This is a genomic window from Kosakonia sp. LAM2021, from assembly GCF_016620385.1.
GTDB classification, from domain to species: domain Bacteria; phylum Pseudomonadota; class Gammaproteobacteria; order Enterobacterales; family Enterobacteriaceae; genus Kosakonia; species Kosakonia sacchari.
This window is the reverse complement of the sequence record NZ_JAENHT010000008.1, coordinates 89,380-101,681: the sequence shown is the minus strand read 5'-3', so window position 1 is coordinate 101,681 and position 12,302 is coordinate 89,380. Positions and strand designations below refer to the sequence as shown.

The 12,302-nt window shown below is 53.9% G+C and carries 11 protein-coding genes; 4 read left to right on the top strand and 7 right to left on the bottom strand.

Features of this window, described 5'->3' with window-relative positions:
- Window positions 1-199: 199 nt before the first annotated feature.
- Entirely contained in the window at window positions 200-1,243 is a 1,044-nt protein-coding gene (locus JKP81_RS17010; RefSeq protein WP_200552651.1) for a GMP reductase, read from the top strand.
- A gap of 32 nt (window positions 1,244-1,275) precedes the next feature.
- Here the strand turns inward: JKP81_RS17010 and hofC are convergent, their stop codons facing one another.
- From hofC to nadC, 4 genes are all read right to left on the bottom strand, one after another.
- On the bottom strand, window positions 1,276-2,478 hold the full coding sequence (hofC, locus tag JKP81_RS17005; RefSeq protein WP_200552650.1) for a protein transport protein HofC: 1,203 nt from the start codon (window positions 2,476-2,478) through the stop codon (window positions 1,276-1,278).
- A complete protein-coding gene (gspE, locus tag JKP81_RS17000) occupies window positions 2,468-3,862 on the bottom strand; it encodes a type II secretion system protein GspE (RefSeq protein WP_200552649.1) in 1,395 nt (464 codons plus the stop codon). The genes hofC and gspE overlap by 11 nt, the downstream gene beginning before the upstream one ends.
- A 9-nt stretch (window positions 3,863-3,871) precedes the next feature.
- Complete coding sequence (gene ppdD / locus JKP81_RS16995; RefSeq protein WP_200552648.1) at window positions 3,872-4,306, bottom strand: prepilin peptidase-dependent pilin; 435 nt, start codon at window positions 4,304-4,306, stop codon at window positions 3,872-3,874.
- Window positions 4,307-4,482: 176 nt separating this feature from the next.
- The gene (gene nadC / locus JKP81_RS16990) at window positions 4,483-5,376 is read right to left on the bottom strand and encodes a carboxylating nicotinate-nucleotide diphosphorylase (protein ID WP_200552647.1); all 894 of its coding nucleotides are present in this window, start codon (window positions 5,374-5,376) and stop codon (window positions 4,483-4,485) included.
- Between the two features lie 129 nt (window positions 5,377-5,505).
- Between nadC and ampD the strand changes: the two genes are divergently transcribed.
- Window positions 5,506-6,069 (top strand): 1,6-anhydro-N-acetylmuramyl-L-alanine amidase AmpD, encoded by a 564-nt coding sequence (gene ampD, locus JKP81_RS16985; protein WP_200552646.1) that lies wholly within the window; start codon window positions 5,506-5,508, stop codon window positions 6,067-6,069.
- A complete protein-coding gene (ampE, locus tag JKP81_RS16980; protein WP_200552645.1) occupies window positions 6,066-6,920 on the top strand; it encodes a beta-lactamase regulator AmpE in 855 nt (284 codons plus the stop codon). The genes ampD and ampE overlap by 4 nt, the downstream gene beginning before the upstream one ends.
- 15 nt (window positions 6,921-6,935) lie before the next feature.
- Here ampE and JKP81_RS16975 read toward each other — a convergent pair whose 3' ends face one another.
- The 3 genes from JKP81_RS16975 to aroP all read right to left on the bottom strand — a co-directional run bounded on the left by JKP81_RS16975 (window position 6,936) and on the right by aroP (window position 10,838).
- On the bottom strand, window positions 6,936-7,886 hold the full coding sequence (locus JKP81_RS16975; protein ID WP_200552644.1) for a family 43 glycosylhydrolase: 951 nt from the start codon (window positions 7,884-7,886) through the stop codon (window positions 6,936-6,938).
- Window positions 7,886-9,292, bottom strand: coding sequence for a glycoside-pentoside-hexuronide (GPH):cation symporter (locus JKP81_RS16970; protein ID WP_200552643.1), 1,407 nt, complete (start codon window positions 9,290-9,292; stop codon window positions 7,886-7,888). Before JKP81_RS16970 ends, JKP81_RS16975 begins: the two co-directional genes overlap by 1 nt.
- Before the next feature lie 172 nt (window positions 9,293-9,464).
- On the bottom strand, window positions 9,465-10,838 hold the full coding sequence (gene aroP / locus JKP81_RS16965) for an aromatic amino acid transporter AroP (protein ID WP_200552735.1): 1,374 nt from the start codon (window positions 10,836-10,838) through the stop codon (window positions 9,465-9,467).
- A gap of 534 nt (window positions 10,839-11,372) precedes the next feature.
- Here aroP and pdhR point away from each other — a divergent pair.
- A complete protein-coding gene (gene pdhR, locus JKP81_RS16960; RefSeq protein WP_017457950.1) occupies window positions 11,373-12,137 on the top strand; it encodes a pyruvate dehydrogenase complex transcriptional repressor PdhR in 765 nt (254 codons plus the stop codon).
- Window positions 12,138-12,302 lie beyond the last annotated feature (165 nt).

The window sequence follows — 12,302 nt, the reverse complement described above, 5'->3', positions numbered from 1 at the left end:
TTATTCAGTTAGTTGTGATTAAAGCAAGCGACAATGAAATCAATTAACCCAAACTTGCCTGTTCACCAGGTAAATTTATAGGATTGTAGCGTAAAAAAAGAGAATTTCGCAGTCTTGCGCGACCCTTATTAGCGCGTATGATAGCGTCACTGGAGTTGTGAGTTTGTCATGTCGCCATTAACCCCAGGAATCTGCACACATGCGTATTGAAGAAGATCTGAAATTAGGTTTTAAAGACGTTCTTATCCGCCCTAAACGTTCTACCCTCAAAAGCCGTTCCGATGTCGAACTGGAACGCAAATTCACATTTAAACATTCCGGGATGAACTGGTCCGGCGTACCCGTTATCGCTGCCAATATGGATACCGTTGGCACGTTCGCGATGGCGAAAGCGTTGGCGACCTTCGATATTCTTACCGCTGTACACAAACACTACTCTGTTGAAGACTGGAAAGCCTTTGTTCAGCGTGAGTCTGCAGATGTGCTGCGTCATGTGATGGTTTCTACTGGTACATCCGATGCTGATTTCGAAAAAACCAAACAGATCCTCGCGTTACATGCAGATCTGAATTTTGTATGCATCGATGTGGCGAACGGTTACTCAGAACATTTTGTGCAATTCGTTGCGAAAGCGCGTGAAGCCTGGCCGAATAAAACCATCTGTGCCGGTAACGTCGTAACGGGTGAAATGTGTGAGGAACTCATTCTTTCCGGCGCCGACATCGTGAAAGTGGGTATCGGCCCGGGTTCCGTATGTACCACACGTGTGAAAACTGGCGTTGGTTACCCTCAGTTGTCTGCGGTGATCGAGTGTGCCGACGCGGCTCACGGCCTCGGCGGCCAGATTGTCAGTGATGGCGGCTGTACCGTGCCTGGCGATGTGGCGAAAGCTTTCGGCGGCGGCGCGGATTTCGTCATGCTCGGCGGTATGCTGGCGGGCCATGAAGAGAGCGGTGGCACCATTGTTGAAGAAAACGGTGAGAAATTCATGCTTTTCTATGGCATGAGCTCCGAATCCGCCATGAATCGCCACGTTGGTGGTGTTGCCGGTTACCGTGCGGCGGAAGGCAAAACCGTGAAGCTGACGCTGCGTGGCCCGGTGGAAAATACCGCTCGCGATATCCTCGGCGGTTTGCGTTCTGCCTGTACTTATGTTGGTGCTTCTCGCCTGAAAGAGCTGACCAAACGAACCACCTTTATCCGCGTTCAGGAGCAGGAAAACCGCGTTTTCAATAGCCTCTGATAGTTTTGCAGGCGCACAACGTTGCGCCTGCATTATCCGCCACCACTCATCGCATCTCCCAGATGAAAGATGGGCAAATACATTGCCACAACTAATACCCCGATAATCAGCCCTGTCACCACCAGTAATAGCGGTTCCAGTACTGCTGCCAGACCATCAGCCTGACGCTGGGTTTGCTCGCTATGATGTTGCGCCAGATTCTCCAGCATACTATCCAGCGCGCCAGAAACTTCCCCTGTGCGAACGAGTTGAATACACAACGGCGGGAATTCACCGCTCTGTTGTAACGCCACCGAAATCGCCGCACCCTGGGTAATTTCCTGATGCGCGCGTTGCAGCACCGCCTGCCAGTAAGGGCAGGAGACGGTTTCCCGTACGCTCTCCAGCCCTTGCAAAAACGCGATCCCCGCACGCTGCGTTAGCGCCAGGACGGTAAATATCTGGCTCAGGCGCTGTCCACGAATCAGCGGGCCAATGATTGGGCATGCCAGAAGTAACCGCTGTCGATGGCGTTGCCAGCCTGTATGGTTGCGCAGCATCCGTAAAGCACCGCTTGTTAATAACGCGCAAACCATTAAGGGCAGAGCCGCTTGCTGCATGATCGCAGCACCCGCAATGACGCCTCGCGTCAGCATCGGCAGCGGAGTATTGAATGTCCGGTAAACGGCCGTAAATTCCGGCAGTACCAGATAGATCATTGCCAGCACCACGGCGGCAGTCAGTGCGAGGATGATTAACGGATAGCGCAGCGCTTTTTTCACCTTAAGCGTTAGCTCTCGTTGCGCTTTTTGCTGACTGGCGAATTTAAAGCAGCACTCATCCAGCTTGCCGGTTAATTCCCCGGTGCGAATCATCGCCAGCCAAAGCGGTGGAAACACCTCCGGCCATTGGCGCAGCGCAGCGGAGAAGGTTTCACCCTGTTCCAGCGCCTGTGCCAGGTGATGTAACAATGCGCGCCATTGCTTTGCAGGATGCTGTTCAGCCAGAAGTTGTAACCCTTCCGGCAACGTTAGTCCTGCCCGCAGTAAGGTTGCCAGTTGATGAAGTAACTGGCTGCTGTGGTCCGGCTTCCAGAGTGCACGCCGTATGACGCAGCGTTTTATCGCAAGCGGATGGATTTGCTGTCGGTACAACAGCAATAGCGTGCTGGTGCGGCTTTCGCTCCAGAACAGGCCGCTTTGCAGTTCACCGCTTTTCTCAAGCCCGGACCATTGCCAGAGTTGTTTACTTGCCATCCGGGAAACCCAATATACGCACCAGTTCCTCGAACGTGGTCAGCCCTTGTTCAACGGCGAGGCAGCCATGCTGAAAAAGCGTGGTCATCCCACCTGCGCGTGCTCGCTGTTCAATCTCATCTGCGCTGAGATCGCTGGCGATGGCCTGGCGAACGTCCGGGGTAATGGCGAGCACTTCGAATAACGCGACGCGTCCATAGAAACCGTGGTAGCACTGTTCACAACCTTCGGCGCGCCAGCGAGGCAGCGGACGCGGCCACAGATTGCCGGGCAAATGGTTGTTTTCCACTCCCAGTTTTCGGCAATGCGGGCACAGCTTTCTCACCAGCCGCTGTGCGACAACCAGCGATAAGGCGGAGGAGATCATCCAGCGTGCAACCCCCATTTGCTGGATGCGCACCAGCGTTTCGCTGGTGGAGTTGGTGTGTAATGTCGACAGCACCAGGTGGCCGGTTTGTGCGGCTTTAATGGCGATTTCCGCCGTTTCGCCATCGCGGATTTCACCGACCATGATGATATCGGGATCCTGGCGCAGTAAGGCGCGCAGTACGTTTTGAAAGGTCAACCCGGCACGCGGGTTTATCTGCGTCTGATTCAAACCGTTCAGTGGGATCTCGACCGGATCTTCAACGCTACAAATGTTAACTTCCTGCTTGTTACGCGCCTGAAGTGCGCTGTATAGCGTCACTGTTTTACCACTGCCGGTCGGTCCGGTGACCAGCAACAGCCCCTGTGGTTGCGCCAGCGCGTTATTAAAAAGCGCCAGTTGCGCTTCTGTCATACCAAGGGCGGCGATCTCCAGCGCCTGGTTAACCTGGTGCAAAAGCCGTAAGACGACTTTTTCGCCGTGGCGACAGGGCAGGGTTGCGATACGAAACGAAACGGACTGCCCCGACAACTCGACATTGAACTGTCCATCCTGCGGAAGCCGTCGTTCGGCAATATCAAGATTACCGAGCACTTTTAGCCTTGCCGTCAGGGTGCTGGCAAGTGAGCCGGGGAGCGGCGACATAGCATGCAGTACCCCGTCGACACGCAGGCGAATAACATACTGGGTTTCGCCGGGTTCAAAATGAATGTCGGAGGCTCGCAGCATCAGTGCCTGTTGCAGCGTGTAGTTTAAAATTTCTACCGCAGAGCCGCTCTCTTCTGTGGGTTCTTGTATTACCGGTACTGGGGGCTGCGCGGTTACCTGCTGGTGCTTATCCATCTGTTCTGGTGTCCAGCAGCGGATATCGATGCGTTTTTGCACCGCGAATTGCAGGGATTCCATCAACTCTGTGCTGGGGCTATCCACGACGGCAATAGTGAGCACATCGATTTCGTTATTGAGCACAACCGCATTGTGGCGCTGGCAGAGCGCGATAAGTTTGTCCTCTTTCATTGCTGCTCCTTAGCGTCCGGTACGGAAAACATCTTCGCAAGCCTGCTGCAAGGCGCTATCCGCTTGCGTGTTACACGTGCGCGTCCAACCCTGCATGCCTTCTGCACTGTTCCACTGTGGTGTCATGACCACGCTAAGCCCGTTCAGGCTTTCTTGCCCGGTCAGCGTGACGATACCTTTTGCAACGCTCATGGCAGAAACATATCGCGTGGTTGTCGGGGCAGGAATGCCATTACTACTGGCATCGCAGGTTTCTAAGCCACCGCGCTCAAGCGCGCATAACTCGATTGCGGTGCGATAGGGAACATAGGCTTGCAGCATGTCGGTTAGTGCGGCTTTACGCAGGTAGCTTTGGTAGGCGGGAATACCGATAGCGCTCAAAATCGCAATGATGCCGATAACCACCATTAGCTCAATTAAGGTGAATCCTTGCTGTCTGTTCATAAACGGCTCCTTGTTTTGAGCCGCTACTCTGTCAGCCCCCGGACTGGCAGGCGAGCAGTAAAAATAAGAGTGGGAAAGAGGCTTCCAGCGTTGTTGATGAAATTGCAGTTCACAACAAAAAAGGTGCGAGATAACGCGCAAAAAAAACGGGCCAGCGGCCCGTTCAAGAGCGAGGACTAGCGAAAGCGCATTGACAGGTCGAGCGCACGAACATGTTTGGTGAGCGCACCGACCGAGATGTAATCAACCCCGGTTTCGGCGTATTCGCGCAGGGTTTCCTGCGTCACGTTGCCGGAAACTTCCAGCCGTGCCTGGCCGTGGGTGCGCTTCACGGCTTCACGCATTTGTTCGGTGGCGAAGTTATCCAGCATGATGATATCCGCGCCGGCTTTCAGGGCGTCATCCAGCTCTTCCAGCGATTCCACCTCGACTTCAACCGGCACATCCGGATGCATCCAGAAGGCTTGTTCAACGGCCTTACGTACAGAACCCGCAGCGATAATATGGTTCTCTTTGATCAGAAATGCATCGGAAAGGCCAAGCCGGTGGTTCGCGCCGCCGCCGCACAGTACCGCGTATTTCAGCGCAGTGCGCAGCCCCGGCAGTGTTTTGCGGGTATCCAGTAGTTGTGTTTTGGTACCGCTGAGTAGATCCACATAGCGGCGCACTTCGCTGGCGACACCGGAAAGTGTCTGGACAAAATTGAGCGCGGTACGTTCGCCGGTCAACAACACGCGCGAAGGGCCTTCAAGCTCAAATAGCGGCTGGTCGGCGCGAATCGTATCACCATCCGCGACATGCCAGGTGATAGTGACGTCATCGCCCGCCAGTTGAATAAAGACCTCTTCAACCCAACGCTTGCCACAGAATACGCCGTCTTCACGGGTGATGATCACCGCCTGAGAGCGGTTCTCTGGCGGTAACAATTGCGCGGTAATGTCGTTATTTGCATCGACTTCTCCACCCAGGTCTTCACGCAGCGCCTGAGCAACTGCGGCGGGGATATCCAGCTCGATGCGTTCGAGCAGCGCGTCACGTCGGTGATCGGGGTTATAGCGGCGAGGCGGCATGGTAAACTCCAAAAAGGGTAACGAATCACAAAGTTAGGTGATGTCCTGCTGGCAACGCCATTACGGGACACAGTGCAAACATGCTACTCTGAAGCGTGTTTCAGCACCATCCTCTATAAGGAGTTCCTTATGCAGTTACGCAAGGGCTGGCTGGTCGAGGCGCGGCATGTGCCGTCTCCCCATTTTGATTGCCGCCCGGACGATGAACAGCCTTCATTGCTGGTGGTACATAATATTAGCTTGCCACCCGGCAAATTTGGCGGCCCATGGATAGACGCGCTGTTCACCGGCACGCTGGATGCCAGCGCCGATCCCTTCTTTGAAGAGATTGTTCATCTGCGTGTTTCCGCGCACTGCCTGATTCGCCGCGACGGCGAAATTGTGCAGTATGTGCCTTTCGATAAGCGCGCCTGGCATGCGGGCATCTCTTCGTATCATGGGCGGGAACGCTGTAACGACTTTTCCATTGGTATCGAGCTCGAAGGCACCGATCATCTGCCTTATACCGATGCGCAATACCGCCAACTGGCGGCAGTGACACGAACGGTGATTGAGCTTTACCCGTCAATTGCCGACAATATGACCGGGCATAGCGATATCGCCCCCGAACGCAAGACCGATCCCGGGCCGGCTTTTGATTGGGCAAGATTCCGTGCGTTGGTTGCCGGTATGTCAGAAAAGGAGATGCCATGACGTTATTCACTCTGTTGCTGGTATTAGCAGCAGAACGGCTGTTTAAACTGGGCGAGCACTGGCAACTGGATCATCGGATGGAAGTGCTGTTCCGGCGGGTAAAACACTACTCCATGTTCAGAACGTTGCTGATGACCGCGATGGCGATGCTGGTTACCTTCCTGATTTTGCGTGCATTGTATGGGCTGTTTTTCAATGTGCCGCTGCTGGTGGTGTGGATTTTGCTCGGCGTGTTGTGTATCGGTGCGGGTAAAGTGCGGCTGCATTATCACGCCTATCTGAAAGCGGCGGCGCGCAATGACGCGCATGCCCACACGGCAATGGCCAATGAGCTGACGCTGATCCACGGTGTGCCGCCTGGCTGCGATGAGCGCGAGTTTCTACGTGAGTTGCAGAACGCGCTGGTATGGATCAACTTCCGTTTTTATCTCGCGCCAATATTCTGGTTTATCGTCGGTGCGTCGTGGGGGCCTGTGTTGCTGGTCGGTTATGCGTCACTGCGTGCGTGGCAATACTGGCTGGCGCGATACAAAACGCCAAACGAGCGTCAACAGTCGGGCATTGATGCGATTTTGCATCTGCTGGATTGGGTGCCGGTGCGCCTGGCGGGTGTGGTCTATGCGCTGGTCGGGCACGGTGAAAAAGCGCTGCCGGCCTGGTTTGCGTCGTTGGGCGATCGCTATACTTCGCAATACCAGGTGCTGACGCGTCTTGCGCAGTTTTCGCTGGCGCGCGAGCCGCACACCGATAAAGTCGAAACGCCGAAAGCCGCTGTCTCAATGGCGAAGAAAACGTCGCTGGTGCTGGTGGTCGTGGTGGCGCTGTTAACGATTTACGGCACGCTGATTTAACCGCGTGCCGCAGTATCACTGATTATCTGCCGCCGGGATGCCGAAATCGGGCATCCCGTTTTCTTGCCAGCGGATTGTTTTCAGGCGGGTATGGCGATTGGGATCGTAAAGCGGATCGCCTTCAATTTCGGTGTAGTTCCGTGCGTGGTAGACCAGCACATCTTCCCCTTCCGGCGTTTGCGTAAAACTGTTGTGCCCCGGGCCGTACTGGCGGTTTTCATAACTGGTTTTAAACACCGGCTGCGGCGATTTATGCCAGTTCGCCACATCCTGCGGGTTGGCGTTGATATCAATCCACAACAAGCCCATACAGTAGTTTTCGTCGGTGGCGCTGGCGGAATAACTCACAAAGAGTTTATCGCCGTGGAACAATACCGCCGGGCCTTCATTGACCAGAAAACCACGACGCTCCCAGTCAAACTCTGGTTTGCTTAACATTACCGGTTCGCCTTTCAGCGTCCACGGATTTTCCATTTCCGCCAGGTAGAGGTTGGAGTTACCGGCAATATCCGGCGCTTTTTGCGCCCACAGATACCAGCGTTTCCCCTGGTGTTCGAACGTGGTGGCATCGAGTGCAAACGTATCGAAAGGGGTTGTTACCTGGCCTTTTTCGACCCAGCGACCGCTGAGCGGATCGGTATCGGCACACTCCAGCACAAACATGCGGTGCTGGAACATATTCAGCGCATCCAGCGCCTTGGTCCAGGTCGCGGCAAAGTACAGATACCATTTGCCATCAATGTGGTGCAGTTCCGGTGCCCAGATGAGTTCGCTCATCGGGCCGCTTTGCGGTTTGCGCCAGACTACCACGCCCTCGGCTCCCCGCAGGCCTTCCAGCGTACTGGCGCGGCGGATCTCCAGCCGGTCATATTCTGGCACCGAGGCAACGAAGTAGTACTCGCCCTGATGGTGCAGGATAAACGGGTCGGCGCGCTGTTCAATAAACGGGTTCGGCCAGTTGTTCATTATGCATTCCTTACGTTATCGCCCGCCGGTAGGTGCTGATTTTCGGTCAGTTCATGGTAGTTGATACGGCGTTTTTCCAGATCCGCCTGGATCTGTTTCATCAGTTCACGGTCGACTTTCAGCAAGCGCACCACGCCTGCGGTGATCAGATATCCCACGCCTGGAATAATGGTAAACAGCAGCATGATGCCGTTAATGGCGCTGGCGCTTTGCTGTTTGGCGCCTGCGTCATAGCCGTACCAGGAGAGCAGGAAACCGACCATCGCCCCGGCAACTGCCAGCCCCACTTTCAGGAAGAACAGGTTGCCAGAGAAACTAATACCGGTAATGCGTTTGCCGGTTTTCCACTCGCCGTAATCATCAACATCGGCCATCAACGACCAGTGCAGCGGGGAAGGGATCTGATGCAGAATGTTCAGCAGGAAGTAGAGCACCACAATCAGCACCGTGGCGTGCGGGTCAAAGAAGTAAAAGGCGCAGGAGAAGAACGCCAGCACGATATTGGTCCAGAAGAACACTTTCAGCTTACACCAGCGGTCGGTCAGCACTTTTGCCAGCATACTGCCGAGCATCATGCCGACAACGCCAAGGCTGATAAACATCGTCGCGAAATGGGTGCTTTCCCCCATCACCCAGGTAACGTAATACATGGTGGCCGCCATGCGGATAAAACCCGGGCAAACGTTGCAGAGCGTCAGCAGCAGAATGCGTACCCACTGATCGTTTTTCCACACATCTTTGAAGTCTTTCTTCAGATCATCATTGGTTGGCACCGCCGGGCGGATACGTTCGCGTACGGTAGCAAAACAGAACAGGAACATACACATGCCGATAAACGCCAGCACCGTCATCGCCATCTGATAGCCTTTGGCTTTATCCGCACCGCCGAACCACTCGGCCATCGGCAGCAGCGTGAGCGACAGCAGCAGGGTTGCAATACCGACCATCACAAAGCGATACGACTGGCAGGCGACACGCTCTTTCGGATCGTTGGTGATCACACCGCCCAGCGAGCAGTAGGGGATATTGATCGCGGTATAGGTCAGCGACAACAAGAAATAGGTGATAAAGGCATAGATAACTTTGCTGTTATACGTCCATTCCGGCGTGGTAAACATCAGCACGCTGAAGACGGCGTAAGGTACGGCTATCCACAATAGCCACGGGCGAAAACGACCATATTTGCTTTGTGTCCGGTCAGCGAGCGCCCCCATCAGCGGGTCGGTCACCGCATCAATCACGCGAATCGACAGCAGTAATACCCCGACCAGCGCAGGTGCGAGGCCGAAGATATCAGTATAGAAATAGTTAACAAACAGCATGATAGCGCCAAAGATGATGTTGCATCCGGCGTCGCCCATGCCATAGCCAATCTTTTCTTTAACAGACAGTTTGTTGTTGTCCATTGCCGGTTCTCCCTTTGAGATATGGCATGAAGTATTCGCCTGTAAATTTTTGTTTGCGTAGCAGGATCAGGCCGCAGAGATGGACAAAATGGCTATGTAAAGGAAAGTGTGAGGAAGGTAACACAGTAATAACAACCCTCTCCCGGGCAGGAGAGGGCAGAACGGGTAAGGATTAATTCGCTTTCACGGCATTGGCGTTTTTCTGCTTCAGCAGGTAGCCGACGCCAAGGATGGCGATCCACACCGGGATCAGGTAAACCGAGATCGCCATGCCGTCTGTCATCAGCATGATTACCAGTACCGCAGCCATAAAGAGCAGGCAGATCCAGTTCCCTAGCGGGTAGAACAGCGCCGGGAAGCGCGGCGTAACCCCTTGCTGTTGCCTGGCGCGGCGAAAACGCATGTGAGCCAGGCTAATCATCGCCCAGTTGATCACCAGCGCGGAAACCACCAGCGCCATCAGCAAACCAAACGCGGATTCCGGGGCGAAGTAGTTGATCAGCACACACAGCGCGGTAAACAGTGCAGAGGTGATGATGGTGTTCACCGGCACGCCACGTTTATCCACTTGTTGCAGCATTTTCGGCGCGTTGCCCTGTTTCGCCAGACCGAACAGCATACGGCTGTTGCAGTATACGCAGCTGTTATAAACCGACAGCGCGGCAGTCAGCACCACAATGTTCAACGCGTTGGCCACAAACGAGTCGCCCAGTTCATGGAAGATCAGCACAAACGGGCTGGTGTCAGCCGTAACACGCGTCCACGGCAGCAGTGAGAGCAGCACGGCCAGCGAACCCACATAGAAAATCAGAATGCGGTAGATAACCTGGTTGGTGGCTTTCGGAATGCTTTGTTCCGGGTTATCGGCTTCTGCGGCGGTGATCCCCACCAGCTCCAGACCACCGAAGGAGAACATGATGATAGCCATCATCATCACCAGCCCACCGATACCGTGTGGCAGGAAGCCGCCCTGATCCCACAGGTTACGCACGGTGGCTTGCGGACCCGCGCTACCGCTAAACAGCAACCAGCCGCCAAAGACGATCATCGCCACAACCGCGAAAACCTTAATAATGGCGAACCAGAACTCCATCTCACCAAACACTTTCACGTTGGTCAGGTTGATAGCGTTGATAATGACAAAGAACACGGCGGCGGAGACCCAGGTTGGAATTTCTGGCCACCAGAACTGAACATATTTCCCGACGGCAGTCAGCTCCGCCATCGCCACCAGCACGTACAGCACCCAATAGTTCCAGCCGGAAGCAAAACCTGCAAAGTTGCCCCAATATTTATAAGCGAAGTGGCTGAATGAACCTGCTACCGGCTCTTCAACCACCATTTCGCCAAGCTGGCGCATGATGAGAAACGCGATAAAACCGGCAATGGCATAACCCAGGATTATCCCCGGACCGGCAGATTGAATGACGGATGCGCTGCCCAGAAACAGGCCAGTCCCAATAGCGCCACCCAGCGCGATAAGCTGAATGTGGCGGTTCTTAAGGCCGCGCTTTAGCTGATCGCCGTGCTGTTGACCTTCCATTATGAAACCTCGTGTGTGGTTGTTATTTGTACGCTGCGGTTTGCGTGTAATAAATAAATTCCGTTTTTTGTATTTTTTAGTTTACGAAATGTCGACGTTTTTTTTCGTCAATCCCTTTCATAGGACTCAGAATAGTGTTAAGTGCGTGGGAATGCATCTGCTTTATGAATCTCTGATGACGAGCGGATAAAAAAGAAACCGTTTCTGCGTACCCCATCTACCTCCTCAATGAACTTATTTCTGTGTTTTATGCATATTAAAAGAATAACCATTCATATATTCATCAACTGAATCGGTTCATATGCCTTAATTGGCGTTTCAGGAAAGTTAAAACTGCCTCTTTCGTGGTAAACGAGGCATTTGTGCAAGGTTACATCTTTGAAACGCTATTTCTGTAACATTGTTAAAATGTGCGTGGTTTCCTGATTTCAATCAAAACCTGTATGGACAGAAGGTGAATACTTTGTTACTTTAGCGTCAAGAACATGAAATTGGTAAGACCAATTTACTCCGGGCGAGTGGTAGAGACAGGGAACAATGGCCTACAGCAAAATCCGCCAACCAAAACTTTCCGATGTGATTGAGCAGCAACTGGAGTTTTTGATTCTCGAAGGTACGTTGCGTCCCGGCGAGAAACTGCCTCCAGAGCGCGAACTGGCCAAACAGTTCGATGTTTCTCGTCCTTCACTGCGCGAGGCCATTCAGCGCCTCGAAGCGAAAGGCCTGCTCCTTCGTCGCCAGGGTGGCGGTACTTTTGTCCAAAGCAGTCTGTGGCAAAGCTTCAGCGATCCGCTGGTTGAGCTTCTGGCCGATCATCCCGAATCCCAGTTTGACCTGCTTGAAACCCGCCACGCGCTGGAAGGCATTGCTGCATATTACGCGGCGCTGCGCAGCACCGATGAAGACAAAGCGCGGATTAGCGAGCTGCACCAGGCCATTGAGCGGGCGCAGCAGTCCGGGGATTTGGACGCGGAATCCAGTGCCGTCGTGCAGTATCAAATAGCCGTAACCGAGGCGGCACATAATGTTGTGCTGCTTCATCTGCTACGCTGCATGGAGCCCATGTTGGCGCAAAACGTTCGTCAGAACTTTGAATTGCTGTACGCGCGCCGCGAAATGCTGCCGCTTGTCAGCAACCATCGCTCGAGTATTTTCGCGGCGATCATGGCCGGAAAGCCGGAAGAGGCGCGTGAAGCGTCGCACCGCCACCTGGCGTTTATTGAAGAGATTTTGCTGGATCGTAGCCGTGAGCAGAGCCGTCGTGAACGCTCGCTTCGCCGGTTAGAGCAGAGAAAGAATTAAGATTTTCTGGTGCAGGTTGTACCGGAAGAGTTGTAACACCAGCGCCAAACTTTAGAGCGCGGCAACTAAACGCAGAACCTGTCTTATTGCACTTTTGTGGTTTGAACGAAAAGGCATGAGAATGCAATGGGACAGGTTCCAGACAAATCAACGTATTAGATAGAT

Bases quoted from the DNA above. Each gene is read 5' to 3' on its own strand.
- ampE (WP_200552645.1), top strand. From the start codon at position 6,066: ATGACGTTATTCACTCTGTTGCTGGTATTAGCAGCAGAACGGCTGTTT.
- ampD (WP_200552646.1), top strand. From the start codon at position 5,506: ATGCAGTTACGCAAGGGCTGGCTGGTCGAGGCGCGGCATGTGCCGTCT.
- hofC (WP_200552650.1), bottom strand. From the start codon at position 2,478: ATGGCAAGTAAACAACTCTGGCAATGGTCCGGGCTTGAGAAAAGCGGT.
- pdhR (WP_017457950.1), top strand. From the start codon at position 11,373: ATGGCCTACAGCAAAATCCGCCAACCAAAACTTTCCGATGTGATTGAG.
- JKP81_RS16970 (WP_200552643.1), bottom strand. From the start codon at position 9,292: ATGGACAACAACAAACTGTCTGTTAAAGAAAAGATTGGCTATGGCATG.
- nadC (WP_200552647.1), bottom strand. From the start codon at position 5,376: ATGCCGCCTCGCCGCTATAACCCCGATCACCGACGTGACGCGCTGCTC.
- gspE (WP_200552649.1), bottom strand. From the start codon at position 3,862: ATGAAAGAGGACAAACTTATCGCGCTCTGCCAGCGCCACAATGCGGTT.
- JKP81_RS17010 (WP_200552651.1), top strand. From the start codon at position 200: ATGCGTATTGAAGAAGATCTGAAATTAGGTTTTAAAGACGTTCTTATC.
- JKP81_RS16975 (WP_200552644.1), bottom strand. From the start codon at position 7,886: ATGAACAACTGGCCGAACCCGTTTATTGAACAGCGCGCCGACCCGTTT.
- ppdD (WP_200552648.1), bottom strand. From the start codon at position 4,306: ATGAACAGACAGCAAGGATTCACCTTAATTGAGCTAATGGTGGTTATC.